General features: G+C 57.8%; 27 protein-coding genes. 18 read left to right on the top strand and 9 right to left on the bottom strand.

From position 1 onward, the window contains the following. The first annotated feature begins 109 nt into the window (after positions 1-109). The 17 genes from mnmG (at position 110) to ACVI9W_RS12325 (ending at position 17,216) form a co-directional block, all read left to right on the top strand. Entirely contained in the window at positions 110-2,002 is a 1,893-nt protein-coding gene (mnmG, locus tag ACVI9W_RS12405) for a tRNA uridine-5-carboxymethylaminomethyl(34) synthesis enzyme MnmG (protein ID WP_157190613.1), read from the top strand. After that, positions 1,999-2,643 (top strand): 16S rRNA (guanine(527)-N(7))-methyltransferase RsmG, encoded by a 645-nt coding sequence (gene rsmG / locus ACVI9W_RS12400; protein ID WP_157190612.1) that lies wholly within the window; start codon positions 1,999-2,001, stop codon positions 2,641-2,643. Before mnmG ends, rsmG begins: the two co-directional genes overlap by 4 nt. A gap of 18 nt (positions 2,644-2,661) precedes the next feature. Continuing rightward, complete coding sequence (locus ACVI9W_RS12395) at positions 2,662-3,453, top strand: ParA family protein (RefSeq protein WP_045186348.1); 792 nt, start codon at positions 2,662-2,664, stop codon at positions 3,451-3,453. A gap of 9 nt (positions 3,454-3,462) precedes the next feature. Continuing rightward, positions 3,463-4,335, top strand: a complete 873-nt coding sequence (locus ACVI9W_RS12390; protein ID WP_038605010.1) for a ParB/RepB/Spo0J family partition protein — start codon at positions 3,463-3,465, stop codon at positions 4,333-4,335. Between the two features lie 149 nt (positions 4,336-4,484). Continuing rightward, positions 4,485-4,892, top strand: a complete 408-nt coding sequence (locus ACVI9W_RS12385; RefSeq protein ID WP_010222722.1) for a F0F1 ATP synthase subunit I — start codon at positions 4,485-4,487, stop codon at positions 4,890-4,892. Between the two features lie 16 nt (positions 4,893-4,908). Then, the gene (atpB, locus tag ACVI9W_RS12380; protein WP_038616144.1) at positions 4,909-5,778 is read left to right on the top strand and encodes a F0F1 ATP synthase subunit A; all 870 of its coding nucleotides are present in this window, start codon (positions 4,909-4,911) and stop codon (positions 5,776-5,778) included. A 143-nt stretch (positions 5,779-5,921) separates the two neighbouring features. Then, positions 5,922-6,179, top strand: coding sequence for a F0F1 ATP synthase subunit C (gene atpE, locus ACVI9W_RS12375; protein ID WP_002555987.1), 258 nt, complete (start codon positions 5,922-5,924; stop codon positions 6,177-6,179). Between the two features lie 57 nt (positions 6,180-6,236). Next, on the top strand, positions 6,237-6,707 hold the full coding sequence (locus tag ACVI9W_RS12370) for a F0F1 ATP synthase subunit B (protein WP_403041531.1): 471 nt from the start codon (positions 6,237-6,239) through the stop codon (positions 6,705-6,707). A gap of 12 nt (positions 6,708-6,719) precedes the next feature. Beyond that, on the top strand, positions 6,720-7,256 hold the full coding sequence (locus ACVI9W_RS12365; protein WP_038616138.1) for a F0F1 ATP synthase subunit delta: 537 nt from the start codon (positions 6,720-6,722) through the stop codon (positions 7,254-7,256). Positions 7,257-7,277: 21 nt separating this feature from the next. Next, positions 7,278-8,822, top strand: a complete 1,545-nt coding sequence (atpA, locus tag ACVI9W_RS12360) for a F0F1 ATP synthase subunit alpha (protein ID WP_038616135.1) — start codon at positions 7,278-7,280, stop codon at positions 8,820-8,822. A 50-nt stretch (positions 8,823-8,872) separates the two neighbouring features. Beyond that, complete coding sequence (gene atpG / locus ACVI9W_RS12355) at positions 8,873-9,733, top strand: F0F1 ATP synthase subunit gamma (RefSeq protein ID WP_038616133.1); 861 nt, start codon at positions 8,873-8,875, stop codon at positions 9,731-9,733. A 27-nt stretch (positions 9,734-9,760) separates the two neighbouring features. Further along, a complete protein-coding gene (gene atpD, locus ACVI9W_RS12350; RefSeq protein WP_038616130.1) occupies positions 9,761-11,137 on the top strand; it encodes a F0F1 ATP synthase subunit beta in 1,377 nt (458 codons plus the stop codon). A gap of 44 nt (positions 11,138-11,181) precedes the next feature. Continuing rightward, on the top strand, positions 11,182-11,601 hold the full coding sequence (locus ACVI9W_RS12345; RefSeq protein ID WP_038616128.1) for a F0F1 ATP synthase subunit epsilon: 420 nt from the start codon (positions 11,182-11,184) through the stop codon (positions 11,599-11,601). 122 nt (positions 11,602-11,723) lie between these two features. Then, entirely contained in the window at positions 11,724-13,091 is a 1,368-nt protein-coding gene (gene glmU / locus ACVI9W_RS12340; protein WP_461530135.1) for a bifunctional UDP-N-acetylglucosamine diphosphorylase/glucosamine-1-phosphate N-acetyltransferase GlmU, read from the top strand. Between the two features lie 186 nt (positions 13,092-13,277). After that, positions 13,278-14,057 (top strand): DeoR/GlpR family DNA-binding transcription regulator, encoded by a 780-nt coding sequence (locus ACVI9W_RS12335; protein WP_461530134.1) that lies wholly within the window; start codon positions 13,278-13,280, stop codon positions 14,055-14,057. Continuing rightward, on the top strand, positions 14,057-15,892 hold the full coding sequence (glmS, locus tag ACVI9W_RS12330) for a glutamine--fructose-6-phosphate transaminase (isomerizing) (protein ID WP_038616121.1): 1,836 nt from the start codon (positions 14,057-14,059) through the stop codon (positions 15,890-15,892). The genes ACVI9W_RS12335 and glmS overlap by 1 nt, the downstream gene beginning before the upstream one ends. A 166-nt stretch (positions 15,893-16,058) precedes the next feature. Continuing rightward, complete coding sequence (locus tag ACVI9W_RS12325; RefSeq protein WP_461530133.1) at positions 16,059-17,216, top strand: TniQ family protein; 1,158 nt, start codon at positions 16,059-16,061, stop codon at positions 17,214-17,216. A gap of 3 nt (positions 17,217-17,219) precedes the next feature. Here the strand turns inward: ACVI9W_RS12325 and ACVI9W_RS12320 are convergent, their stop codons facing one another. From ACVI9W_RS12320 to ACVI9W_RS12280, 9 genes are all read right to left on the bottom strand, one after another. Then, on the bottom strand, positions 17,220-17,411 hold the full coding sequence (locus ACVI9W_RS12320; RefSeq protein ID WP_461531829.1) for an antitoxin Xre/MbcA/ParS toxin-binding domain-containing protein: 192 nt from the start codon (positions 17,409-17,411) through the stop codon (positions 17,220-17,222). Between the two features lie 498 nt (positions 17,412-17,909). Beyond that, positions 17,910-18,974, bottom strand: coding sequence for an ArsO family NAD(P)H-dependent flavin-containing monooxygenase (locus ACVI9W_RS12315; RefSeq protein WP_461530132.1), 1,065 nt, complete (start codon positions 18,972-18,974; stop codon positions 17,910-17,912). A gap of 13 nt (positions 18,975-18,987) precedes the next feature. After that, positions 18,988-20,211, bottom strand: a complete 1,224-nt coding sequence (gene arsJ, locus ACVI9W_RS12310; protein WP_461530131.1) for an organoarsenical effux MFS transporter ArsJ — start codon at positions 20,209-20,211, stop codon at positions 18,988-18,990. Between the two features lie 9 nt (positions 20,212-20,220). Then, positions 20,221-21,225, bottom strand: coding sequence for an ArsJ-associated glyceraldehyde-3-phosphate dehydrogenase (locus ACVI9W_RS12305; protein ID WP_197875464.1), 1,005 nt, complete (start codon positions 21,223-21,225; stop codon positions 20,221-20,223). Positions 21,226-21,257: 32 nt separating this feature from the next. Further along, positions 21,258-21,761, bottom strand: a complete 504-nt coding sequence (locus ACVI9W_RS12300; RefSeq protein ID WP_461530130.1) for a cyclin-dependent kinase inhibitor 3 family protein — start codon at positions 21,759-21,761, stop codon at positions 21,258-21,260. 11 nt (positions 21,762-21,772) lie between these two features. Beyond that, positions 21,773-22,489 carry an arsenical resistance protein ArsH gene (gene arsH, locus ACVI9W_RS12295; RefSeq protein WP_461530129.1) on the bottom strand — a complete coding sequence of 239 codons (717 nt, stop codon included), beginning with the start codon at positions 22,487-22,489 and terminating at the stop codon, positions 21,773-21,775. 4 nt (positions 22,490-22,493) lie between these two features. Then, on the bottom strand, positions 22,494-23,555 hold the full coding sequence (gene arsB / locus ACVI9W_RS12290; protein WP_075046325.1) for an ACR3 family arsenite efflux transporter: 1,062 nt from the start codon (positions 23,553-23,555) through the stop codon (positions 22,494-22,496). 18 nt (positions 23,556-23,573) lie between these two features. Continuing rightward, the gene (locus tag ACVI9W_RS12285) at positions 23,574-24,044 is read right to left on the bottom strand and encodes an arsenate reductase ArsC (RefSeq protein WP_442110849.1); all 471 of its coding nucleotides are present in this window, start codon (positions 24,042-24,044) and stop codon (positions 23,574-23,576) included. Positions 24,045-24,063: 19 nt separating this feature from the next. Beyond that, positions 24,064-24,420 (bottom strand): metalloregulator ArsR/SmtB family transcription factor, encoded by a 357-nt coding sequence (locus ACVI9W_RS12280; RefSeq protein WP_028944961.1) that lies wholly within the window; start codon positions 24,418-24,420, stop codon positions 24,064-24,066. Positions 24,421-24,617: 197 nt separating this feature from the next. Between ACVI9W_RS12280 and ACVI9W_RS12275 the strand changes: the two genes are divergently transcribed. Continuing rightward, positions 24,618-24,956 carry an ArsR/SmtB family transcription factor gene (locus ACVI9W_RS12275; RefSeq protein WP_461530128.1) on the top strand — a complete coding sequence of 113 codons (339 nt, stop codon included), beginning with the start codon at positions 24,618-24,620 and terminating at the stop codon, positions 24,954-24,956. The last annotated feature ends 13 nt before the right edge of the window (positions 24,957-24,969 follow it).

The raw sequence follows: 24,969 nt of genomic DNA, 5'->3' as shown, positions 1-24,969 counted from the left end.
TCATCCACAGTCTGGTTAAATTTTGTGCAAAAGGTTCCTTTAGAGGGGGGTAAGTCCCTATACTTGTGCGTTATCCCTATCTATTCCCGAAACAGGCACGAGGTGCGTGGTGGATTTCCCTTCCCGTTTTGAAGTGATCGTCATCGGCGGCGGCCATGCCGGTACCGAGGCTGCGCTTGCGTCTGCACGCATGGGCGTAAAAACCCTGCTGCTGACCCATAACGTGGAAACCCTCGGTCATATGAGTTGCAACCCGGCCATCGGTGGCATCGGCAAGAGCCACCTGGTCAAGGAAATTGACGCGCTCGGCGGCGCCATGGCGCTGGCTACTGACAAGAGCGGTATCCAATTCCGTGTTTTGAACAACCGCAAAGGCCCGGCCGTGCGCGCTACTCGCGCCCAGGCCGACCGCGCTATCTACAAAGCGGTAGTGCGCGAGATTCTTGAAAACCAGCCCAACCTGTGGATATTTCAGCAGTCCTGCGATGACCTGATCGTCGAACAGGACCAGGTACGTGGCGTAGTGACACAAATGGGTCTGCGGTTCCTCGCCGACTCCGTGGTATTGACCACCGGGACCTTCCTCGGTGGACTTATCCACATTGGTCTGCAGAACTACTCCGGCGGTCGTGCCGGAGATCCGCCGGCTATCGCCCTGGCCCATCGCATGCGTGAATTGCCGCTGCGTGTCGGTCGCCTGAAAACCGGCACCCCGCCACGTATCGACGGGCGCTCTGTGGATTTCTCGGTAATGACCGAGCAGCCTGGCGATACGCCGATTCCGGTGATGTCGTTCATGGGCGACAAAGCCATGCATCCGCGGCAAGTGAGCTGCTGGATTACCCACACCAATGCCCGTACCCACGAGATCATTGCTTCGAACCTCGACCGTTCGCCGATGTACTCCGGGGTCATCGAAGGCATCGGTCCGCGCTATTGCCCGTCGATCGAAGACAAGATCCATCGCTTTGCCGACAAGGAAAGCCACCAGGTGTTCATTGAGCCGGAAGGCCTGAACACTCACGAGCTGTACCCGAACGGGATATCCACATCCTTGCCGTTCGACGTGCAACTGGAGATCGTCCGCTCGATCCGCGGCATGGAAAACGCGCACATCGTGCGTCCGGGCTACGCCATCGAGTACGACTACTTCGACCCGCGTGACCTCAAGTACAGCCTGGAAACCAAAGTCATCGGCGGCCTGTTCTTCGCCGGGCAGATCAACGGCACCACCGGCTACGAAGAAGCCGGCGCCCAAGGCCTGCTCGCCGGTACCAACGCCGCACTGCGCGCGCAGGGCCGTGAAAGCTGGTGCCCGCGCCGCGACGAAGCGTATATCGGGGTGCTGGTTGATGACCTGATTACCCTGGGTACCCAGGAGCCGTACCGCATGTTCACGTCGCGCGCCGAATACCGGCTGATCCTGCGCGAAGACAACGCCGATCTGCGCCTGACCGAAAAAGGCCGCGAGCTGGGTCTGGTCGATGACCAGCGCTGGGCTGCTTTCAGCGCCAAGCGCGAAAGCATCGCGCTGGAAGAGCAACGGCTGAAATCCACCTGGGTTCGTCCGGACACCGCGCAAGGTCAGGCCATTGCCGAGAAATTCGGCACGCCTTTGAGCCACGAGTACAACCTGCTCAACCTGCTGACCCGTCCGGAAATCGACTACGCTGGCCTGATGGAAGTGACCGGCGGCAGCGAGATCGATCCGCAAGTGGCCGAACAGGTCGAGATCAAGACCAAATACGCCGGTTACATCGACCGGCAACAGGAAGAAATCGCCCGGCTGCGTGCCAGCGAAGATACCCGCCTGCCCGACGATATCGACTACAGCGGTATTTCCGGTCTGTCCAAGGAGATTCAGAGCAAGCTCGGTCAGACCCGGCCTGAAACCCTGGGCCAGGCGTCGCGGATCCCCGGTGTGACCCCGGCGGCGATTTCCCTGTTGCTGATTCATCTGAAAAAACGCGGCGCTGGCCGCGAGTTGGAGCAAAGCGCTTGAGTTCTCAGGTCACCCCTCAACACGCCGAAGAGTTGTCCACAGGTGCCCGCCAGCTCGGTGTCGAGCTGAGCGAGGCGCAGCATGCGCAATTGCTGGCCTACTTGGCCTTGCTGATCAAGTGGAACAAGGCCTACAACCTGACCGCCGTGCGTAATCCGGACGAAATGGTTTCCCGCCATCTGCTCGACAGCTTGAGCGTCATGCCGTTTATCCACAGCGAGCGCTGGCTCGACGTTGGCAGCGGCGGCGGCATGCCCGGTATTCCCCTGGCGATCCTGCATCCGGACAAGCAAGTCACGGTGCTCGACAGCAATGGCAAGAAAACCCGCTTCCTGACCCAGGTAAAACTTGAACTGAAGCTGGATAACCTTACAGTTATCCACAAGCGGGTCGAAGAGTTCCAGCCAACGCAGCCGTTCAGCGGAATTGTTTCCCGAGCTTTCAGCAGCATGGAGAACTTCACCAACTGGACGCGCCACCTTGGCGACGAACAGACGCAGTGGCTGGCAATGAAAGGGCTGCATCCTGCCGATGAGCTGGTAGCATTGCCGGCAGATTTCAGAGTGGATAGCGAGCAGGCCTTGACCGTTCCGGGTTGCCAAGGCCAGCGCCATCTGCTGATACTGCGCCGCACGGCATGATTGGGAACACAAGCAAGAATGGCTAAGGTATTCGCTATCGCGAACCAGAAAGGTGGTGTGGGCAAGACCACCACCTGTATCAACCTCGCAGCATCGCTGGTCGCTACCAAGCGCCGGGTGCTGCTGATCGATCTCGATCCACAGGGCAACGCCACCATGGGTAGCGGTGTGGATAAACACGTCCTGGAACATTCGGTCTACGACCTGCTGATCGGAGAATGCGATCTGGCCCAGGCCATGCACTTCTCCGAGCACGGTGGTTATCAACTGCTGCCGGCCAACCGCGACCTGACTGCCGCGGAAGTGGTACTGCTGGAAATGCAGATGAAGGAGAGCCGCCTGCGCACCGCGCTGGCGCCGATCCGCGAGAACTACGACTACATCCTGATCGACTGCCCGCCGTCGTTGTCGATGCTGACCCTCAACGCCCTGGTCGCCGCCGATGGCGTGATCATTCCGATGCAATGTGAATACTTTGCCCTGGAAGGCCTGAGCGACCTTGTGGATAACATCAAGCGCATTGGCGAACGTCTGAACCCGCAGCTGAAGGTCGAAGGCCTGTTGCGGACCATGTACGACCCGCGCCTGAGCCTGATCAACGATGTCTCTGCGCAGCTCAAGGAACACTTCGGCGATCAGCTCTACGACACGGTGATCCCGCGTAACATCCGCCTGGCCGAGGCGCCGAGTTTCGGCATGCCGGCCCTGGCGTATGACAAGCAATCGCGCGGCGCGCTGGCTTACCTGGCCCTGGCTGGGGAACTGGTACGCCGTCAGCGCCGTCCATCACGCACTGCACAAACAACTTAAGGAATCCGTATGGCCGTTAAGAAACGGGGTCTCGGACGTGGGTTGGATGCACTGCTCAGTGGTCCTACCGTCAGCGCGCTCGAAGAGCAGGCTGTGAAGGTCGACCAGAAAGAACTGCAACATCTGCCGCTCGACCTGATCGAGCGCGGCAAGTACCAGCCACGTCGGGACATGGACCCGCAAGCGCTGGAAGAACTGGCTCAGTCGATCAAGAGCCAGGGCGTGATGCAGCCGATCGTGGTACGCCCGATTGCTGACAACCGCTTCGAAATCATCGCCGGCGAACGCCGCTGGCGTGCCAGTCAGCAGGCCGGCATGGAAACCATTCCGGCCATGGTCCGCGATGTGCCCGACGAAGCGGCCATCGCCATGGCCCTGATCGAGAACATTCAGCGCGAAGACCTCAACCCGGTGGAAGAGGCCATTGCCCTGCAGCGTTTGCAGGTGGAGTTCCAGCTGACCCAGCAGCAGGTTGCCGATGCTGTGGGTAAGTCGCGGGTTACCGTGGCCAACCTGCTGCGCCTGATCTCGCTGCCGGAAGTGATCAAGACCATGCTCTCGCACGGCGATCTGGAAATGGGTCATGCCCGGGCATTGCTTGGTTTACCGGAAGAACAGCAGGTGGACGGGGCGCGTCACGTTGTCGCACGTGGCCTGACCGTACGGCAGACCGAAGCACTGGTGCGCCAGTGGCTCAATGGCAAGCCGGAACCGGTCGAACCGGCCAAGCCAGACCCGGACATCACCCGGCTTGAACAACGTCTGGCAGAGCGTTTGGGCTCGGCAGTACAGATACGTCACGGCAACAAGGGTAAAGGCCAGTTAGTTATCCGTTACAACTCGTTAGATGAGTTGCAAGGTGTGCTAGCTCACATCCGCTGAAACAATTGCTTTTGTAGCGCGTAGTCGGAAATCACTACCCGGCAGTTGAATAGGGGTTAAACCGCCCCTATACTCTGCGCGCATTTTGTCGGCACAAATTATGCCAAGTCATAGCTGACTGGTTGGTCGACTTTCGAGGAGCAGTTGTGATGGAAACACGCACGCCAAACCGCTTGCCTTTCCATCGCTGGGCGGTTTTTCCGGTACTGTTGGCTCAATGTGTCGTGTTTCTGCTGGCAACTTTGGCGTTGTGGCAGTGGCACGGGGCGGTCAGTGGATATTCAGCACTCTGCGGAGGACTGATTGCCTGGCTGCCAAATGTGTATTTCGCCTGGAAGGCTTTTCGTTACACGGGGGCCAGGGCAGCGCAGGCTATCGTCAAGTCGTTTTACGCTGGCGAAGCAGGCAAATTGATTTTGACGGCAGTGCTGTTCGCACTGACGTTTGCAGGAGTGAAGCCATTGGCGCCGTTAGCAGTCTTCGGTGTCTTTCTGCTGACCCAGTTGGTCAGCTGGTTCGCGCCCCTGCTGATGAATATAAGACTTTCGAGACCTTAGGGCGTTTGAGGCAACCATGGCAGCAGAAACCGCTTCGGGCTATATCCAGCACCACTTGCAGAACCTGACCTTCGGTCAACTACCAGACGGCGGTTGGGGCTTTGCCCATTCCGCAGCAGAAGCCAAAGCAATGGGCTTCTGGGCTTTCCACCTGGATACCCTGGGTTGGTCGGTCGCACTGGGTCTGCTTTTCGTATTCCTGTTCCGCATGGCAGCCAAGAAGGCGACTTCCGGCCAGCCTGGCGGCCTGCAGAACTTCGTTGAAGTGATGGTTGAGTTCGTCGACGGCAGCGTCAAGGACAGCTTCCACGGTCGCAGCCCGGTGATCGCCCCACTGGCGCTGACCATTTTCGTCTGGGTCTTCCTGATGAACGCCATCGACCTGATCCCGGTCGACTGGATTCCTCAGTTGGCCATGCTGATCTCCGGTGATCCGCACATTCCGTTCCGCGCGGTCTCGACCACCGACCCGAACGCGACCCTGGCCATGGCCTTCAGCGTGTTCGCTCTGATCATTTTCTACAGCATCAAGGTCAAGGGCATCGGCGGTTTCCTCGGCGAACTGACCCTGCACCCGTTCGGCAGCAAGAACATCTTCGTTCAGATCCTGCTGATTCCGGTCAACTTCCTGCTTGAATTCGTCACCCTGATCGCCAAGCCGATCTCGCTGGCACTGCGTCTGTTCGGCAACATGTATGCCGGCGAGCTGGTGTTCATCCTGATCGCAGTAATGTTCGGCAGCGGCCTGCTGTGGCTGAGCGGCCTGGGTGTGGTGCTGCAATGGGCGTGGGCTGTGTTCCACATCCTGATCATCACCCTGCAAGCGTTCATCTTCATGATGCTTACCATCGTCTACCTGTCGATGGCTCACGAAGATAACCATTAAGACCGCCTGGCGTGTCTGATGACCCTTCTGCGAGTACCGGGGAGGGTCGAAAAAGTCCGCAAGGGCAGCTGTACCAATCGATTTTGTTTTACCGCTTCAAACTAAAAAACCTAACCAATACGACGTAAAAGTCGGGAGGAAAGATGGAAACTGTAGTTGGTCTTACCGCTATCGCTGTTGCTCTGCTGATCGGCCTGGGTGCCCTGGGTACCGCCATTGGTTTCGGCCTGCTGGGCGGCAAGTTCCTGGAAGGCGCTGCTCGCCAGCCAGAGATGGTTCCGATGCTGCAAGTTAAAATGTTCATCGTTGCCGGTCTGCTCGACGCCGTAACCATGATCGGTGTTGGTATCGCACTGTTCTTCACCTTCGCTAATCCCTTCGTTGGTCAACTCGCCGGCTAATCACTCGAATTCTCGAGTGGTTTGGTGTGATGGACAAAGAACGAGCGAGGTGTTGGCGTGAACATTAATGCAACCCTGATTGGTCAGTCCGTTGCGTTCTTCATTTTTGTGCTGTTCTGCATGAAGTTCGTGTGGCCTCCGGTCATCGCGGCATTGCAAGAACGTCAGAAGAAGATCGCGGATGGACTGGACGCTGCCAACCGAGCAGCTCGCGACCTGGAGTTGGCCCAAGATAAAGCGGGTCAGCAACTGCGCGAAGCGAAGGCTCAGGCAGCCGAAATCATTGAGCAAGCCAAGAAGCGCGGTGCTCAGATCGTCGAGGAAGCCCGTGATCAGGCCCGCGTCGAAGCTGACCGTGTGAAGGCTCAGGCTCAGGCCGAGATCGAACAGGAAATTAACGGCGTCAAAGACGCGCTGCGCGCCCAAGTGGGTAGCCTGGCCGTTAACGGTGCTGAAAAAATCCTTGGCGCCACAATCGATCAAAACGCGCATGCGGAGCTGGTTAACAAACTGGCCGCTGAAATTTAAGCGAGGGCGATCATGGCAGAACTGACCACGTTGGCCCGACCTTACGCTAAGGCTGCCTTTGAGCATGCCCAGGCCCATCAGCAACTGGCCAATTGGTCAGCCATGCTCGGCCTGGCTGCTGCGGTGTCGCAAGACGACACCATGCAGCGCCTGCTCAAGGCCCCGCGACTGACGAGCGCAGAAAAGGCCGCCACTTTTGTTGAAGTGTGCGGTGACAAGTTTGATGCACAGGCAAAGAGTTTCATCCAAGTTGCCGCGGAAAACGAACGTCTCCTGCTTTTGCCGGAGATTTCGGCGTTGTTCGAGCTGTACAAGGCCGAACAAGAGAAATCCGTGGACGTGGAAGTCACCAGTGCTTTTGCGTTGAACCAAGAACAGCAAGACAAACTCGCCAAGGTTCTCAGTGCACGGCTCGACCGGGAAGTGCGCCTGCAAGTGTCGGAGGATGCCAGCCTGATCGGTGGCGTCGTAATCCGCGCCGGCGACCTGGTTATCGATGGCTCAGTCCGCGGCAAAATCGCGAAACTGGCCGAAGCATTGAAATCTTGAGTTTGAAGGGGCAGCAGAGCAATGCAGCAACTCAATCCTTCCGAAATTAGTGAAATCATCAAGGGCCGCATCGAGAATCTCGATGTAGCCTCTCAAGCTCGCAACGAAGGTACTGTCGTCAGCGTTTCTGACGGCATCGTGCGGATTTACGGTCTGGCCGACGTCATGTACGGCGAAATGATCGAATTTCCAGGCGGCGTCTACGGTATGGCCCTCAACCTGGAGCAAGACTCCGTTGGTGCGGTAGTACTGGGCGCTTACGACACCCTCGCCGAAGGCATGAGCGCCAAGTGCACTGGCCGCATCCTCGAAGTTCCTGTTGGTAAGGAACTGCTGGGTCGCGTTGTCGACGCACTGGGCAACCCAATTGACGGCAAAGGCCCACTGGGCAACACCGAGACCGACGCGGTCGAGAAAGTTGCTCCGGGCGTGATCTGGCGTAAGTCGGTAGACCAGCCTGTACAGACTGGCTACAAATCCGTCGACGCCATGATCCCTGTCGGCCGTGGCCAGCGTGAGCTGATCATTGGTGACCGTCAGATCGGTAAGACCGCCATGGCGATCGACGCCATCATCAACCAGAAAGACTCCGGTATTTTCTGTGTTTATGTTGCTGTCGGCCAGAAGCGTTCCACCGTTGCCAACATCGTTCGCAAGCTGGAAGAAAACGGCGCCCTGGCCAACACCATCGTGGTGGTTGCCAGTGCTTCGGAATCCGCCGCACTGCAATTCCTGGCGCCATACGCCGGTTGCACCATGGGCGAGTTCTTCCGTGACCGCGGTGAAGACGCGCTGATCGTATACGATGACCTGTCCAAGCAGGCCGTTGCCTACCGTCAGATCTCCCTGCTGCTGCGCCGTCCACCAGGACGTGAAGCGTACCCAGGCGACGTGTTCTATCTCCACTCCCGTCTGCTGGAGCGTGCATCGCGCGTTTCCGAAGAGTACGTCGAGAAGTTCACCAACGGTGCTGTAACTGGCAAGACCGGTTCCCTGACCGCACTGCCGATCATCGAAACCCAGGCTGGCGACGTTTCCGCGTTCGTTCCGACCAACGTGATTTCCATCACCGACGGTCAGATCTTCCTGGAATCGGCCATGTTCAACTCGGGCATCCGCCCTGCAGTTAACGCCGGTGTTTCGGTATCCCGTGTGGGTGGTGCCGCTCAGACCAAGATCATCAAGAAGCTCTCCGGTGGTATCCGTACCGCTCTGGCTCAGTACCGTGAACTGGCGGCATTCGCCCAGTTCGCTTCTGACCTGGACGAAGCCACCCGTAAGCAACTCGAGCACGGTCAACGTGTTACCGAGCTGATGAAGCAGAAGCAATACGCTCCAATGTCCATCGCGGACATGGCGCTGTCGCTGTATGCCGCTGAGCGTGGGTTCCTGACCGACGTTGAAATCGCCAAAGTCGGCAGCTTTGAACAAGCGCTGATTTCCTACTTCAACCGTGATCACGCCGAACTGATGGCGAAGATCAACGTGAAGGGTGACTTCAACGACGAAATCGACGCTGGCATCAAAGCCGGTATCGAGAAGTTCAAGGCCACCCAAACCTGGTAAGCCGCAGCGGGGGCTTTGCAGCCCCCGCTTGCTAACCTGATAGGTGTTACATGGCAGGCGCAAAAGAGATTCGCAGTAAGATTGCGAGCATCAAAAGCACGCAAAAAATTACCAGCGCCATGGAAAAAGTGGCGGTCAGCAAAATGCGCAAGGCTCAAATGCGCATGGCTGCTAGCCGTCCTTATGCGGAGCGTATCCGCCAGGTTATTGGTCATCTGGCCAACGCCAACCCGGAATACCGCCACCCGTTCATGATCGACCGCCCTGTAAAGCGCGCCGGTTATGTTGTGGTGAGCAGTGACCGTGGTCTGTGTGGTGGCTTGAACACCAACCTGTTCAAGGCCCTGGTCAAGGACATGGCGGCCAACCGCGAGCAAGGGATCGAGATCGATCTCTGCGTAGTTGGTAGCAAGGGTGCGGCGTTTTTCCGCAGCTTCGGCGGCAACGTCGTTGCAGCAATCAGCCACCTGGGCGAAGAGCCGTCGATCAATGATCTGATCGGCAGCGTCAAGGTTATGCTGGATGCTTACCTGGACGGTCGTATCGATCGTCTGTCCGTGGTATCGAACAAGTTCATCAATACCATGACTCAAACTCCAACGGTCGAGCAGTTGATTCCGTTGGTGGCAACCCCGGATCAAGAACTCAAGCACCACTGGGACTACCTCTACGAACCTGACGCCAAAGAGCTGCTGGACGGCCTGATGGTGCGTTACGTGGAGTCGCAGGTCTACCAGGCGGTGGTCGAGAACAACGCAGCTGAACAAGCTGCCCGGATGATCGCGATGAAGAACGCCACCGACAACGCCGGTGATTTGATCAGCGAATTGCAGCTGATCTACAACAAGGCGCGTCAGGCTGCGATCACCCAAGAGATCTCGGAAATCGTCGGCGGCGCTGCCGCGGTTTAACGGTTCAAATATTCAGAGGATCCAGCTATGAGTAGCGGACGTATCGTTCAAATCATCGGCGCCGTCATCGACGTGGAATTTCCACGTGACAGCGTACCGAGTGTCTATAACGCGCTGAAAGTAGTTGGCGCGGAAACCACCCTGGAAGTTCAGCAGCAGCTGGGCGACGGCGTGGTTCGTACCATTGCGATGGGTTCCACCGAAGGCCTGAAACGTGGCCTGGACGTAAACGACACTGGCGCAGCGATCTCGGTACCGGTCGGTAAAGCGACCCTGGGCCGTATCATGGACGTCCTGGGTAACCCAATCGACGAAGCCGGTCCAATCGGTGAAGAAGAGCGTTGGGGCATCCACCGTGATGCACCGTCGTTCGCTGACCAGGCAGGCGGCAACGACCTGCTGGAAACCGGCATCAAGGTTATCGACCTGGTTTGCCCGTTCGCCAAGGGTGGTAAGGTTGGTCTGTTCGGTGGTGCCGGTGTAGGCAAAACCGTAAACATGATGGAACTGATCCGTAACATCGCCATCGAGCACAGCGGTTATTCCGTGTTCGCCGGTGTGGGTGAGCGTACTCGTGAGGGTAACGACTTCTACCACGAGATGAAGGATTCCAACGTACTGGACAAGGTTGCTCTGGTATACGGCCAAATGAACGAGCCACCAGGAAACCGTCTGCGCGTAGCGCTGACCGGCCTGACCATGGCTGAGAAGTTCCGTGACGAAGGTAACGACGTTCTGCTGTTCGTCGACAACATCTATCGTTACACCCTGGCCGGTACCGAAGTATCCGCACTGCTGGGCCGTATGCCTTCGGCAGTAGGTTACCAGCCGACCCTGGCTGAAGAGATGGGCGTTCTGCAAGAGCGTATCACTTCGACCAAGGAAGGTTCGATCACCTCGATCCAGGCCGTATACGTACCTGCGGACGACCTGACCGACCCGTCGCCAGCGACCACCTTCGCCCACTTGGACGCCACCGTCGTACTGTCCCGTGACATCGCCTCCCTGGGTATCTACCCAGCGGTCGATCCACTGGACTCGACTTCGCGCCAGCTGGACCCGAACGTCATCGGCAACGAGCACTACGACACCGCTCGCGGCGTCCAGTACGTGCTGCAGCGCTACAAAGAGCTGAAGGACATCATTGCGATCCTGGGTATGGACGAACTGTCCGAATCCGACAAGCAGCTGGTATCCCGTGCTCGTAAGATCCAGCGCTTCCTGTCCCAGCCGTTCTTCGTGGCAGAAGTCTTCACTGGTTCTCCAGGCAAATACGTTTCCCTGAAAGACACCATTGCTGGCTTCAGCGGCATCCTCAAAGGTGACTACGACCACTTGCCAGAACAAGCGTTCTACATGGTCGGCAGCATCGAAGAAGCGGTCGAGAAAGCCAAGAAACTGTAATCCCGGCGCCCCGCAAGGGGCGCTAATCAGGTTGAGGCAAGCAGATGGCTATGACAGTCCATTGCGATATCGTCAGCGCGGAAGGAGAAATTTTCTCCGGCCTGGTCGAGATGGTGGTTGCGCACGGTAACCTGGGTGATCTTGGTATCGCTCCAGGCCACGCGCCGCTGATCACTAATCTGAAGCCAGGTCCGATCACGCTGACCAAGCAGGGTGGCGCCCAAGAGGTGTTCTACATCTCTGGTGGTTTCCTCGAGGTCCAGCCGAACATGGTCAAGGTGCTTGCCGATACCGTGCAACGTGCTGCCGACCTGGACGAAGCTCAGGCTCAGGAAGCCCTCAAGGCTGCTGAGAACGCCCTGCATGTAAAAAGCGCGGATTTCGACTACGGTGCCGCCGCTGCACGTCTGGCCGAGGCCGCAGCCCAGCTGCGTACCGTCCAGCAAATGCGCAAAGGCAAGTAATCGGCCCAGGTCGATCACTGCTGCTGCGATTGAGTTAAAGGGTAGCCTCGGCTACCCTTTTTCTTTTTCTGCGTTTTATATTCTGGTCATCTCGCTGACCCTCCAGGATTGGTAACCCGTCAATGTCTCTCGATATCGTTATCCTCGCCGCAGGCCAAGGTACCCGGATGCGCTCTGCGCTGCCCAAGGTACTGCACCCGGTCGCCGGCGACTCCATGCTTGGCCATGTTATCCACAGCGCCCGTCAGCTGCAGCCGCAGGGCATTCATGTGGTGATCGGGCACGGTGCCGAGCTGGTGCGTGAGCGTCTGGCGGCTGATGATCTGAATTTTGTTCTGCAAGACAAACAGCTGGGTACCGGCCATGCGGTAGCGCAAGCCTTGCCGGCCCTTACGGCTGATACGGTGCTGATTCTCTACGGCGATGTGCCGTTGATCGAAGTCGATACCCTCAAGCGCTTGCTGACCAAGGTCACCCCTGAGCAGCTGGGCCTGTTGACGGTCAATCTTGTTGACCCAACGGGTTACGGGCGCATTGTCCGTGATGCCCAGGGCCAGGTGGCAGCGATCGTTGAGCACAAGGATGCCAGCGACGCACAAAAAGCCATCAAGGAAGGCAACACCGGCATTCTGGCGGTACCGGGTGCACGCCTGGCCGAGTGGCTGGGGCGTCTGTCGAACAACAACGCCCAGGGTGAGTACTACCTGACCGACGTGATTGCCATGGCCGTTGCCGATGGCCTGGTGGTCGCCACCGAGCAGCCGTTGGACCCAATGGAAGTGCAGGGCGCCAATGACCGTCGCCAGCTGGCCGAGCTGGAGCGTCACTATCAGTTGCGTGAAGCGCGTCGTTTGATGGCTCAAGGGGTAACCCTGCGCGACCCGGCGCGTTTTGACGTGCGTGGCGAAGTGACCGTTGGTCGCGACGTACTCATCGACATCAACGTCATTCTCGAAGGCCGTGTAGTCATTGAAGACGACGTGGTGATCGGCCCGAACTGCGTGATCAAGAACAGCACCCTGCGCAAGGGTGTCGTGGTCAAGGCCAACAGCCACCTCGAAGGCGCGATCATGGGTGAAGGCAGCGATGCCGGTCCGTTTGCCCGCCTGCGTCCAGGCAGCGTGCTGGAAGCCCGCGCGCATGTGGGTAACTTTGTCGAACTGAAAAACGCCCACCTCGGTGAAGGCGCCAAGGCCGGTCACCTGACCTACCTGGGCGATGCCGAGGTCGGTGCGCGTACCAACATCGGTGCCGGTACCATTACCTGCAATTACGATGGCGCGAACAAGTTCAAGACCATCCTCGGTGAGGACGTGTTCATTGGCTCCAACAACTCCCTGGTTGCGCCTGTGGATATCCTCGACGGTGCCACCACCGCTGCCGGTTCGACCATCACTCAGAATGTCGAGGCTGCCCAGCTAGCTGTTGGCCGTGCGCGCCAGCGCAACATCGATGGCTGGAAGCGGCCGGAGAAGATCAAGAAAAGCTGAAGTTATACACAGCGATGGATAAGAGCCGACTGGATTGTGCATAAGTCGGCTCTTTTTCGTTTGTGGATAAAAAATCGGACGTATGAAGTTATTCACAGGCGATTTTTTCATCTCTCTGCTTGACGCTTTTTGTCCTTTAGGTTTTGATTGGCATCACTAACTTTCGAAACGAAACTTAAAGACACCATGTCGAAACGTAACACTCCACAGCGCCGCCACAACATCCTCGCCTTGCTCAACGAGCAGGGGGAGGTGAGCGTTGATGCGCTAGCCAAACGTTTCGAAACCTCGGAAGTCACCATCCGCAAGGATCTTGCTGCACTGGAAGCCAACGGCTTGTTGCTGCGTCGCTACGGTGGTGCGGTGACCATGCCGCAGGAGCTGATCACAGATCAGGGCCAGCCGGTTTCGCTGTATAAGCAGGCGATTGCCCGGGCGGCGGTCGGACGTATCCGTGAACATGCACGCATCATCATCGACAGTGGCAGTACCACCGCAGCGATGATCCCCGAGCTGGGCCACCAGCCGGGCCTGGTGGTGATGACCAACTCGCTGAATGTCGCCCGTGCCCTGAGCGAGCTGGAACACGAGCCTGTGCTGTTGATGACCGGCGGCACCTGGGACCCGCATTCCGAGTCTTTCCAGGGGCAGGTCGCCGAGCAGGTACTACGCTCTTACGATTTCGACCAGCTGTTCATTGGCGCCGATGGCATCGACCTGGTGCGCGGAACCACCACTTTCAATGAGCTGCTCGGCCTGAGCCGGGTGATGGCCGAAGTGGCCCGGGAAGTGATCGTGATGGTCGAGTCCGACAAGGTCGGGCGCAAGATTCCCAACCTCGAGCTGCCCTGGAGCAGCGTCAACACCCTGATTACCGATGAGCGCTTGCCCGTTGAGGCGCGCGAACAAATTGAAGCCCGCGGCGTCCATGTGATTTGTGCCGCACTCTCCAAGGAGCATATCTAATGTGTGGAATCGTTGGCGCCGTCGCCGAACGTAATATCACCACCATCCTCATCGAAGGCCTCAAGCGTCTGGAGTACCGCGGTTATGACAGCGCAGGTCTGGCGGTCTTCACCCAGCAGGGGACTCTGGAGCGTCGTCGTCGCATCGGCAAGGTCAGCGAACTGGAAGCCGCTGTAGCGGCCGATCCGCTGGCAGGCCAGCTCGGTATTGCCCACACCCGCTGGGCAACTCACGGCGCGCCGACCGAGCATAATGCACACCCGCATTTCTCCGGCCAGGAACTGGCGGTGGTGCACAACGGTATCATCGAGAATCACGAAGAACTGCGTGAAAAGCTCAAGGGCCTGGGCTACGTATTCAGCTCTGAGACCGACACCGAAGTCATCGTCCACCTGCTGCACCACACCCTGAAAACCGTCCCGGACCTGGCCGACGCCCTGAAGGCTGCAGTCAAGCAACTGCACGGTGCCTATGGCCTGGCCGTGATCAGCACGCGTCAGCCGGACCGCCTGCTGGCTGCGCGCAGCGGCAGTCCGCTGGTTATCGGTCTGGGCCACGGGGAGAACTTCCTGGCTTCCGACCAGTTGGCCCTGCGCCAGGTGACTGACCGCTTCATGTACCTGGAAGAAGGCGACATCGCCGAGATCCGCCGCGACCAGGTAACCATCTGGGATCTGGCCGGTCACCCGGTACAGCGCGAAACCGTGCAATACCACGAAGGCGCCGAAGCCGCCGACAAGGGTACCTACCGTCACTTCATGCTCAAGGAAATCCACGAGCAACCAACCGTAGTACAGCGCACCCTGGAAGGGCGTCTGGGCAAGGACCACGTCATGGTTCAGGCCTTTGGCCCGCAAGCCGCCGAGCTGTTCGCCAAAGTCCGCAATGTGCAGATCGTCGCCTGTGGTACCAGCTATCACGCTGGCATGGTTGCACGTTACTGGCTCGAAGAACTGGCCGGGATTCCGTGCCAGGTAGAAGTGGCTAGCGAGTTCCGCTACCGCAAGGTGGTGGTGCAACCCGACACCCTGTTCGTTTCGATTTCCCAGTCTGGCGAAACCGCCGACACCCTGGCTGCCTTGCGCAATGCTAAAGAACTCGGTTTCCTCGGCAGCCTGGCGATCTGTAACGTTGGTATCAGCTCACTGGTGCGCGAGTCTGACTTGACCCTGCTGACCCAGGCCGGCCCGGAAATCGGCGTCGCTTCGACCAAAGCATTCACCACCCAGCTGGTCTCGCTGATGCTGCTGACCCTGTCCCTGGGTCAGGTGCGTGGCACGCTGCAAGCCGGTGTCGAAGCTGAACTGGTCGAAGAGCTGCGCCGCCTGCCGACGCGTCTGGGTGAAGCGCTGGCCATGGACACCATCGTCGAAAAAACCGCCGAATTGTTCGCCGACAAGCACCACACCCTGTTCCTCGGTCGTGGCGCGCAGTTCCCGGTGGCGATGGAAGGAGCGCTCAAGCTCAAGGAAATTTCTTACATCCACGCCGAAGCCTACCCGGCCGGTGAGCTCAAGCACGGCCCGCTGGCTCTGGTCGACAGCGACATGCCGGTGGTCACCGTGGCGCCAAACAACGAACTGCTGGAGAAGCTCAAGTCCAACCTGCAGGAAGTACGCGCGCGTGGCGGTGAACTGATTGTCTTTGCCGACGAACACGCCGGTATGAGCAACGGCGAAGGCACCCATGTGATTGCTGTGCCGCACATCATTGATGCTCTGGCGCCGATTCTCTACACCATTCCCCTGCAACTGCTGTCGTACTACGTGGCGGTGCTCAAAGGCACTGACGTCGACCAGCCACGTAACCTGGCGAAATCGGTAACTGTAGAGTAACGATTGGCGCTGTTCACAACAGTTGGTCTTAGACAATAAAAACTGTCGCTAGACAATAAAAACTGTCGCAGCGGGGGGGGGGGCCGAGCTGGCTCCTCCTCTGCTGCTATCCAGATATCCTGAAACGCTCGTTGCTCAGGCTGACGAGCCCATCTACTGGCCATTTATGCTTTTGCGTATCCAAAGCGATGAATCCTTGCTTTCATTCGTTGCGCGGAACATCTATGTGAATAGATATGGTCCCGAAGTAAAAGATCTGGGTCGTCTCTCTAATATTGCCATTAGCTCTCGTGAGGTGAAGTTGATAGCTTCAGCTATGGGGTGGCCAGGCTGCTTTGGATTTAATAGGCTTCTTCACGAACACACGTTTTATCCGAGATTTTCACTTTTTAAAAACATTCAAGATAATTCATACTCCCATAGGGAATATATCTCGAATGGTCATCGATACGACTATAATCGGGAACCCGCTTCCTTCTGTCCAAAGTGTGTGAGTGAAGACTTGGCAACGCTTGGTTTCTCATACTGGCGTAGACTGCCTCGCTCAGATATCAAAGTTTGCGCAAAACATAACGTTTTTTTGGTCAGCAAATGTCCTGTATGCGTTAAGCCCTTTGCTCACAAGGGCCACAGCCTCGACGTGATGTGGCGGGGCTGCGCAGGCCGGCACATTGGCGAGAGCTTGGCTATAACGAATGACGATCCTGCAGAGCTTAGGAAGAGCAAGTTCTTTGATGATGCTTTTAAATGTGACGTTGTTATCTCGGTGGAAGCAGTTCTGTTGGCGTTAAGTGGAAAGCTATCGTCTTTAAGTTCTTGTGGTGACGAAAGCAGAGAATTAGAGCTGAATGATTTGAGATGTCGTGTGGATTTTTCGATTAGAGTTATCGAGAAAAATAGCACTGAAAATAACGGTCATATGCTGTGCAGCTATTCGGATCTGGTTTGGGAGTGTGCTTTATTACTCTACGATAAATTCGAAAATTTTATGGAGGATGTAAAGCGGTTTAAGTATGAACCCAGGATTGCATCCGCGCTATGGTCTACCTACCGGGCGGGAGGTTCCGAATCAGCTCAATACATCGAAGAAAATTACAGTTATGGCGTTGGTCACTGGTCATGCCCATACCCATCTCCGATTTCTCAGTTGAGGGAGAGCAATGACGGGTTTGATCGCCCGAAGCGCTACCGGTGTTGCAATTTCACGCAGCCAAAGCGAAAGGGAAAGCAGCTTTCTCCAAAAATTGTCGATTTTCCACCGCCAAGGATTCCGGTGCTGGCCAATGGAGAGCCTGTGGCCCCATCGGTGAAGGGGAATCCCTGAGCGTCATTGGTACACACCGTAGTCGAGACGTACTAAGTCGTCCCTGACATGACCGTAGCCCAGATGATCTGCTAGCAGGCTGCAAGGCGAGCGATGATCAAGGCCAACTGAAGGCTTTATAAGCCACCTTTCCGCAAGATCACGATTTCCAAGCGCTTGCTCAGCACATTTCAAAATCTGCTCGCGCCTCCCCATGAAGCAGCGGTGGCCTCTACTCCAGCATTTACTAGAAAACGGGACACAAAGCTCGAGAATTTGAAGGTCAGTCATTGGTGCAGCTCCCGCAGTTGAGTCCCAGAAAGAAGTGTGAAACATCTCGACCGGGAGGGAACTCAGATCGTTGGGTTGGTATCGCAATCTGGCTTCAACGCGATCTTTCTATCGAGCACCTAATGGCTAAGCCGCTCAACGACACCAAGCCCGAGCTCCGCGAGCACCACAGGAGGGAGAACTACTATTAGCTTCCCCGCAACTACCTTTAGGGTCTTCGCATTCAACAATCGTGCTCTCTAACTGGCTCATGGAGGTTTGCCTCGCTCGCGAGCGCTGTCGCCAATGGTAATCGTACTCCTCACTGGCACGATTGGCTGCAAAGGGCCAGGAGCGATCATCCGCGCCGAGAAGCACTTTGTGATTGTAAAAGTATCTCGCGAAGCGGCCGCCGTGCGAGCCATGCTTAGAGATCTCAGAGATCTAGCGCTGCGACATTAGCGCAGACTCAATTTCCTCAGCAGTAGCTCGCGCAGTGCGCGTGACGCCGATCAGCGTTGCCGATGCCGACCCCGTCCATTCTCCATAGCCCACAAGCCATAATCTCGGCTCGAGCAACGAATGCGTACTTTGAACGTCCACCCGGCCGTCTTTATTCAAGACACCTAGCTTGGCCAAATGGGCAAGGGCTGGTTTGAAGCCAGTGCACCAGATCACCGCATCCACCTGAGTTTCGGTACCGTCGGTCCAGATTACGCCGGTTTCGGTGAAGCATTCGAACGGACGCTTCGCCCATAACACGCCTCGCTCACGAGCTTCGAGCACCGGGGGTACCATGACGATGTCGCCCAGTCCGCCGACAGGCTGCTCAATGACACGGCCTTCCTGCTGAGCTTTCCAGCGCTCGGTAGCCCGCTCAAATAGCACTCGACCATCAACTTCATCTGGCAGGAAAAGCGGTTCCGCTGGCGTGACCCAAGTAGCCTCTGCCACTTTGGATACCTCAGCTAGTATTTGCGCGCCGGAATTACCCCCGCCAACCACCAATACCCGTTTTCCGGCGAACGGCTGCGAATTCACGTAGTGCGCTGAGTGAAGCTGTGAGCCGGCATATAGCTCTGCGCCCGGGTATTCAGGAACGTAAGGATTACTCCAGGTTCCTGTTGCACTTACGACGGTCCGGGCATCCCAGTATCGATCGCCGGCGTGAACGCGCAACCCACCTTCGATACGCTCGACAGAGGTGACTCGCACGGGACGCTCAATTGGGAATTTGTAGCGAGCCTCGTATTGGGCCAAATAGTTGATGACGTGGTCGCGAGAGGGATATTCGTTCTCAGAGGGGGGCATCATCCACCCTGGAATTGAGCTCCAGGCGGCCGGCGAAAATAGCCGCAATGAGTCCCAGCCATGGGACCAGGCTCCGCCGGGTCTTTCCCCTGCATCGAGGATCAAAAATGAAAGCTGAGTGCGGCGTAGGAAATAAGCCGTTGCCAGCGCGGCTTGTCCACCGCCGATTATGATCACATCGAGCATTTTTGCATCCATGTTCATCTCTCCTTCAGATACCAGGTGTGGTGTGCTTGGGTAGCGCAATGGAAATCAGGGCAGCCAGTAGCACAAAGCCGCTTGATATCCACAAGCAGGCTTGCAGTCCGTGAGCCTGGTAAACCCAGCCGGAAAGTAGCGTGCCGACCAGCCGTCCCAGAGCGTTGGACATGTAGTAGAAGCCGACGTCCAGTGATACCCCATCCTCCTTGGCATAACTGACGATCAGGTAGCTGTGCAGCGATGAATTCACGGCGAACAGCACGCCGAACAGCATCAGCCCACCAAGTAGCACCACCTGAGCTGACCAACCTGCGCTCAGCCCTAGAGCAATTAATGCTGGCAGCCCGGCCAGCGCGATGGCCCAGATGAAGGCCGCCCGGCCGTCCGGCACATGACCACGCTTCTTGCCGGTGATGTTGGGGGCAAACGACTGCACGATGCCGTACCCGATGATCCAGGCGGCAAGAAAGCCGCCGACCAACCAGAAGTCCCAGCCAAATACGGTGCTCAGGTAGACCGGCAGCGCGACGACAAACCAGACATCGCGAGCACCGAAGAGAAACAGTCGTGCGGCCGAGAGGATGTTGATCGCCCGGCTCTTGGACAGCATGTCGCGAAATTTCGGTTTGGCCTTGGCCTTGCCCAGGTCTTTTTTCAGCAGCATCAAGCTGCCTATCCAGATCAATGCCAGCACCGCCGCCATGGCCAGCACCGCCATGGAGAAGCCGAGCAGTGCGAGCAGCGCACCGCCGAGGAAGAAGCCCACGCCTTTGAGCGCATTCTTCGATCCCGTGAGGATGGCCACCCACTTGTAGAGGGTGCCTTGCTGGCTATCCGGAACCAGGAGCTTGATGGAGCTCTTGGCACTCATCTTGTTGAGGTCCTTGGCGATGCCGGACAAGGCTTGGGCTGCCATCACCCAAGGCACCGTCAGCCAGGCCGCTGGCACCGTGAGCATCAGCAAGGCCAGGACCTGCATGCCCAGGCCGATGTTCATGGTGCGATTGAGACCCAGGCGGGCGCCGAGGTAGCCGCCCACCAGGTTGGTGATCACGCCGAAAATTTCGTAGAACAGGAACAGCGCGGCGATCTGCAGCGGCGTGTAGCCAAGTGTATGGAAGTGCAAAACCACCAACATGCGCAACGCGCCGTCGGTGAGGGTGAAGGCCCAGTAATTGCCGGTAACCAGCAGGTACTGACGCACTTCCGTAGACAGGGCTGACAACGCCTTCATGATCGTCGTTTACTCCGCCGTACCGACCAGTCGGGCCAGCTCCGCTGCACGATTGGCGTAGCCCCACTCGTTGTCGTACCAGGCGTAGATCTTCACCTGGGTGCCGTTGACCACCAGGGTCGACAGCGCATCGATGATCGAAGACCGCGGATCGGTGCGGTAGTCGATGGACACCAGCGGGCGTTCTTCGTAGCCCAGGATGTCCTTCAGCGGGCCTTCGGCAGCCGCCTTCAGCAGCGAGTTGACCTCTTCAGCCGTGGTTTCACGGGCCACTTCGAACACGCAGTCGGTCAGCGAGGCGTTGGCCAGCGGTACGCGCACGGCGTGACCATTCAGCTTGCCGCGCAGCTCGGGGAAGATCTCGGCGATCGCTGTAGCCGAACCGGTGGTGGTCGGGATCAGGCTCATGCCCGAGGCACGGGCGCGGCGCAGGTCCTTGTGCGGTGTATCAAGGATGCTCTGGGTATTGGTCAGGTCGTGGATGGTGGTGATCGAGCCGTGGCGGATGCCCAAGTTCTCGTGAATCACTTTGACCACCGGAGCCAGGCAGTTGGTGGTGCAGGACGCGGCGGTGACAATGCGGTGCTGGGCCGGGTCGAACAGGTGCTGGTTTACGCCCATCACCACGTTCAGCGCGCCTTTCTCCTTCACCGGGGCACAGACCACCACGCGTTTGACGCCCTGATCCAGGTAGGCCTGGAGTACGGCTACCGACTTCATCTTGCCGCTGGCTTCGATGACTAGGTCGCAGCCCGACCAGTCGGTGTCGGCGATGGTCTTGTTCGCTGTAACCTTGATGCGTTTGCCATCGATCACCACCGAGTCGCCTTCTGCACCTGCTTCGCGGTGCCAGCGTCCGTGGATCGAGTCGAAGTTGATCAGGTGGGCGTGGGTCTCAGCGTCCCCGGCCGGGTCATTGATCTGTACGAACTCGAATTCCGGCCAGTCCCAGGATGCGCGCAGCGCCAAGCGACCGATACGTCCAAACCCGTTGATGCCTACTTTGATTGCCATGTTCTTGTTCTCGAGTTGCGGTTTGTGAGCGGTCAGAGGGTATTGGTGAACTGATTGATGTAGCTGACGTGTGCAGGGTTTTGAATCGCTCGCGGGCGCAGGGCCTGAACCTGAGCGACGGCCTCGTGCACAGGGATGCCGCACTCGATCATCAGGCGGGCTGCGAACAGACCGGTACGGCCCGAGCCACCCTTGCAGTGAATAGCGATCGATTTGCCAGCCATTACCAGCTCTTTCAGGCGCTCCCGATGGGTTTCCCAGGCGACAGCAAAGGGCTCACCGGGAGCCTGATCATCCTCCACCGGCAGGTGGAACCATTCGAGGCCCAACAGCTGGCATTCCTCAGGTAGTAGATCGACTTCGTTCTGCAGCAACTCTTCATCCGGCATCAGGGTTACCAGTGCGCTCGCGCCGGCATCGCGCAGTGTCGCCAGAGCCTGGGAGACGGACGTGTCCTTGGTACCAGGGCACGGGGTGAAGATCAGCTGGCCGATCAACTGTGGAGTAGTCAGCACGGAATACGGGTGCAGTTGCATGCTCAAAAGCCTCAGATGGAGCGTTGATTGACGCGCTTCGATAGTTCTTCAGCCGACTCTTTGCGTTCGGAGTAGCGATCGACCATATAGTCGGCGCGATCACGTAGAAGCAGGGTGAATTTCACCAGTTCCTCCATTACGTCGACGACACGGTCGTAGTACGCAGAAGGCTTCATGCGGCCCGTCTCGTCGAACTCCAGATAGGTCTTCGGCACTGACGACTGGTTAGGGATGGTGAACATGCGCATCCAGCGGCCAAGCACGCGCAGTTGGTTGACCACGTTGAACGACTGCGAGCCACCGCAGACTTGCATCACCGCGAGGGTTTTGCCCTGCGTCGGCCGCACTGCACCCATGCTCAGCGGAATCCAGTCGATCTGCGACTTGAACACGCCGGTCATCGCACCGTGGCGTTCTGGTGAACACCAGACCATGCCTTCCGACCAGAGCACCAGGTCGCGCAGCTCTTTGACCATGGGGTGGTCGTCGGGTACGTCATCCGGCAGCGGCAGGCCCGACGGATTGAAGATCCGCGTCTCGGCACCGAAGTGCTCCAGCAGGCGGGCTGCTTCCTCGGTCAGGAGGCGGCTGAAAGAGCGTTCTCGGGTCGATCCATACAGCAGCAGGATGCGCGGTTTGTGAGTGGACTGCTGCTCGATAGCCAGCTTTTCGGAAGACGGCAGATCGATCAGATCACTGTCGATGTTGGGGATATGGTGTTCGGTCATGATTTCACTCCTGGGACAAGGCACCAGATGGCTGATCGAACCAGCGACGCTTGAGCCACAAGGCAACGCCGACCAGGGAGATCAGTACCGGTACTTCCACCAAAGGCCCTATGACGGTGGCAAACGCTACCGGCGAGGCAAGGCCGAAAGTGGCAATGGCCACGGCAATGGCCAGTTCGAAGTTGTTACTGGCAGCGGTAAATGCCAGCGCGGTGGTGCGTGGGTAGTCGGCCTCCAGCAGCTTGCCCATCCAGAAGCTGATGAAGAACATCACCACGAAGTAGATGGTCAGTGGGATGGCGATGCGCAGCACATCCAGAGGCAGTTGCAGCACCATGTCGCCTTTCAGGCTGAACATAGCGACGATGGTCAGCAGCAACGCTACGAGCGTCAGCGGGCTGATCTTCGGAATGAAGCGCTCCTCGTACCATGCGGAGCCCTTACGGCTGATCAGGATCTTGCGGGTCAGGAAGCCAGCCAGGAATGGGATACCCAGATAGATCAGTACCGATTGGGCAATTTCGATGAAGCTGGTTTCGATGATGCTACCTTCCAGGCCAAACAGCGGCGGCAGAAGGCCCAGGAAGATCCAGGCATACACGCTGAAGAACAGAATTTGGAAGATGCTGTTGAAGGCGACCAAGCCCGCAACGTACTGGTTGTTGCCGCCCGCGATCTGGTTCCACACCAGCACCATGGCGATGCAGCGTGCCAAGCCGATGAGGATCAGGCCGGTCATGTACTCGGGCTTGTCGGAGAGGAAAACGACAGCCAGCCCGAACATCAGCACCGGGCCAATCACCCAATTCTGAATCAGCGACAAGGCGAGGATGCGCTTGTCTTTGAAGACCTGTGGCAGCTCCTCGTATTTCACCTTCGCCAATGGCGGGTACATCATGACGATCAGGCCAATGGCAATGGGGATGTTTGTCGAGCCAACCGACAGGCTGTTCAGCCATGCAGGCAGTCCCTGGAAGAGACTGCCGAGGCCAATGCCAAGGCCCATGGCCAAAAAGATCCAGACCGTTAAGTAGCGATCGAGGAATGAAAGGCGGCTCTTGCTCATGGTGAATCTCCCTTAACGTCAGAGCGTTCCGATGCGTGCCAGCTCGGCCTTGAGCTGGGCGGCATCCAGTTGTTCAAAAGGCAATGCGAGGAATGCCGTAATGCGGCGCTTGATGTGTTCAAGCGTGGCGTCGAAAGCCTCATCCAGTTCGGCGGCGCTACCTTGCAAGTCGGATGGATCAGAAAGCCCCCAGTGGGCCTTCACTGCCGGCCCGAAGAACACGGGGCATGCTTCGCCAGCGGCTTTGTCGCAGACGGTGATGACAAAGTCCGGGGCGAGCTCGGCGTGTGCATCACTGGATTTGCTGTTGAGACCATCGGTGGAAATACCGGCGCGCTGCAGCGTGGCGATGGACAACGGATGCACCTCGCCCTTGGGCTGGCTGCCGGCGCTGAAGGCGTTCATACCGGCCGGGGCCAGGTGGTTGAACACGGCTTCAGACAGGATGCTGCGGCAGCTATTGGCGGTGCAGAGGAACAGTACTTTCATCGGCTTTTCTCGGCAGTGATCAGCAGCAGGAGGCCACGCGCTGTGGGCGGTCACCCATGGTGTCCAGTCGTTTGGAGCTGGTGCTCAGCCATTCGCGGTTGGCCTCCAGCGTCGTTGCCAGGACCTCGCGTACCCAAGCGGGTAGCTCGGGATGTAGCCGGTAGTAAACCCATTGACCCTGCCGGCGGTCTTCCAACAGGTCACACGTACGCAATTGCGCCAGGTGGCGGGAAACCTTGGGCTGGCTTTCTTCCAGCGCACAGGTCAGTTCACAGACGCAGAGCTCTTCCTCGCGAGCGATCAGCAACATCATCCGAATGCGGGTCTCGTCGGCAAGGCATTTGAAAACCTTGGTAGGGGTCAGCGAGTCAGTCATAACGGTTCTCAGTGTTTAGTTTTCACGAGGAGCGAGCAGCGTTAGCGGTGCAAACAAACAAGACGCGGATCTTGCCAGTCATCACTAGATACTCAGCGCGTATATGGTTTTCCGAATATACGCTTTTCCGAATGTATCGCAAGCTTGTGATGATGGGTGGCTTTACATGTGCGTCTTCATGCACATATATTGCTCTCATGACCACTACCGATAATCTTCGCGCCCAAGCTATCGATGCTGCCATCGAGTCGCTGGATGAAGCCTTCTTCAAAGCTCTCTGCGAACCCTCTAGGGTCGCGGTGTTTAAGCGCGTGCTTCAGTTAGGGAGGGCGGATGTCGGCGAAATCGCCAAAGCCTTGCCGCAGGAGCGCTCTGTGATTTCAAGGCACTTACAGGTGCTGCACGACGCTCACATCGTGAAAGCTACCAAAGTGGGCAGACAGGTTTTCTATGAAGTGAATGGCGGGGCGATCGTTGAACGTTTGGAGATACTCCTCCAACGAACCAAGGGTCTTGTTTCGCTGTGCTGCCCGTAGTTTGGCTTTTTTT

The sequence above is a fragment of the Pseudomonas sp. 210_17 TE3656 genome (assembly GCF_054821965.1).
Note: the sequence above shows the minus strand (reverse complement) of the source record. Positions and strands in the feature narration are given on the sequence as shown.

What these genes read in the sequence shown, in the direction of transcription:
- ACVI9W_RS12395 (WP_045186348.1), top strand. Translation starts at nt 2,662, where the DNA reads ATGGCTAAGGTATTCGCTATCGCGAACCAGAAAGGTGGTGTGGGCAAG.
- ACVI9W_RS12390 (WP_038605010.1), top strand. Translation starts at nt 3,463, where the DNA reads ATGGCCGTTAAGAAACGGGGTCTCGGACGTGGGTTGGATGCACTGCTC.
- ACVI9W_RS12385 (WP_010222722.1), top strand. Translation starts at nt 4,485, where the DNA reads ATGGAAACACGCACGCCAAACCGCTTGCCTTTCCATCGCTGGGCGGTT.
- atpB (WP_038616144.1), top strand. Translation starts at nt 4,909, where the DNA reads ATGGCAGCAGAAACCGCTTCGGGCTATATCCAGCACCACTTGCAGAAC.
- atpE (WP_002555987.1), top strand. Translation starts at nt 5,922, where the DNA reads ATGGAAACTGTAGTTGGTCTTACCGCTATCGCTGTTGCTCTGCTGATC.
- ACVI9W_RS12365 (WP_038616138.1), top strand. Translation starts at nt 6,720, where the DNA reads ATGGCAGAACTGACCACGTTGGCCCGACCTTACGCTAAGGCTGCCTTT.
- atpA (WP_038616135.1), top strand. Translation starts at nt 7,278, where the DNA reads ATGCAGCAACTCAATCCTTCCGAAATTAGTGAAATCATCAAGGGCCGC.
- atpG (WP_038616133.1), top strand. Translation starts at nt 8,873, where the DNA reads ATGGCAGGCGCAAAAGAGATTCGCAGTAAGATTGCGAGCATCAAAAGC.
- atpD (WP_038616130.1), top strand. Translation starts at nt 9,761, where the DNA reads ATGAGTAGCGGACGTATCGTTCAAATCATCGGCGCCGTCATCGACGTG.
- ACVI9W_RS12345 (WP_038616128.1), top strand. Translation starts at nt 11,182, where the DNA reads ATGGCTATGACAGTCCATTGCGATATCGTCAGCGCGGAAGGAGAAATT.
- glmU (WP_461530135.1), top strand. Translation starts at nt 11,724, where the DNA reads ATGTCTCTCGATATCGTTATCCTCGCCGCAGGCCAAGGTACCCGGATG.
- ACVI9W_RS12335 (WP_461530134.1), top strand. Translation starts at nt 13,278, where the DNA reads ATGTCGAAACGTAACACTCCACAGCGCCGCCACAACATCCTCGCCTTG.
- glmS (WP_038616121.1), top strand. Translation starts at nt 14,057, where the DNA reads ATGTGTGGAATCGTTGGCGCCGTCGCCGAACGTAATATCACCACCATC.
- ACVI9W_RS12325 (WP_461530133.1), top strand. Translation starts at nt 16,059, where the DNA reads ATGCTTTTGCGTATCCAAAGCGATGAATCCTTGCTTTCATTCGTTGCG.
- ACVI9W_RS12320 (WP_461531829.1), bottom strand. Translation starts at nt 17,411, where the DNA reads ATGGGGAGGCGCGAGCAGATTTTGAAATGTGCTGAGCAAGCGCTTGGA.
- ACVI9W_RS12315 (WP_461530132.1), bottom strand. Translation starts at nt 18,974, where the DNA reads ATGGATGCAAAAATGCTCGATGTGATCATAATCGGCGGTGGACAAGCC.
- arsJ (WP_461530131.1), bottom strand. Translation starts at nt 20,211, where the DNA reads ATGAAGGCGTTGTCAGCCCTGTCTACGGAAGTGCGTCAGTACCTGCTG.
- ACVI9W_RS12305 (WP_197875464.1), bottom strand. Translation starts at nt 21,225, where the DNA reads ATGGCAATCAAAGTAGGCATCAACGGGTTTGGACGTATCGGTCGCTTG.
- ACVI9W_RS12300 (WP_461530130.1), bottom strand. Translation starts at nt 21,761, where the DNA reads ATGCAACTGCACCCGTATTCCGTGCTGACTACTCCACAGTTGATCGGC.
- arsH (WP_461530129.1), bottom strand. Translation starts at nt 22,489, where the DNA reads ATGACCGAACACCATATCCCCAACATCGACAGTGATCTGATCGATCTG.
- arsB (WP_075046325.1), bottom strand. Translation starts at nt 23,555, where the DNA reads ATGAGCAAGAGCCGCCTTTCATTCCTCGATCGCTACTTAACGGTCTGG.
- ACVI9W_RS12285 (WP_442110849.1), bottom strand. Translation starts at nt 24,044, where the DNA reads ATGAAAGTACTGTTCCTCTGCACCGCCAATAGCTGCCGCAGCATCCTG.
- ACVI9W_RS12280 (WP_028944961.1), bottom strand. Translation starts at nt 24,420, where the DNA reads ATGACTGACTCGCTGACCCCTACCAAGGTTTTCAAATGCCTTGCCGAC.
- ACVI9W_RS12275 (WP_461530128.1), top strand. Translation starts at nt 24,618, where the DNA reads ATGACCACTACCGATAATCTTCGCGCCCAAGCTATCGATGCTGCCATC.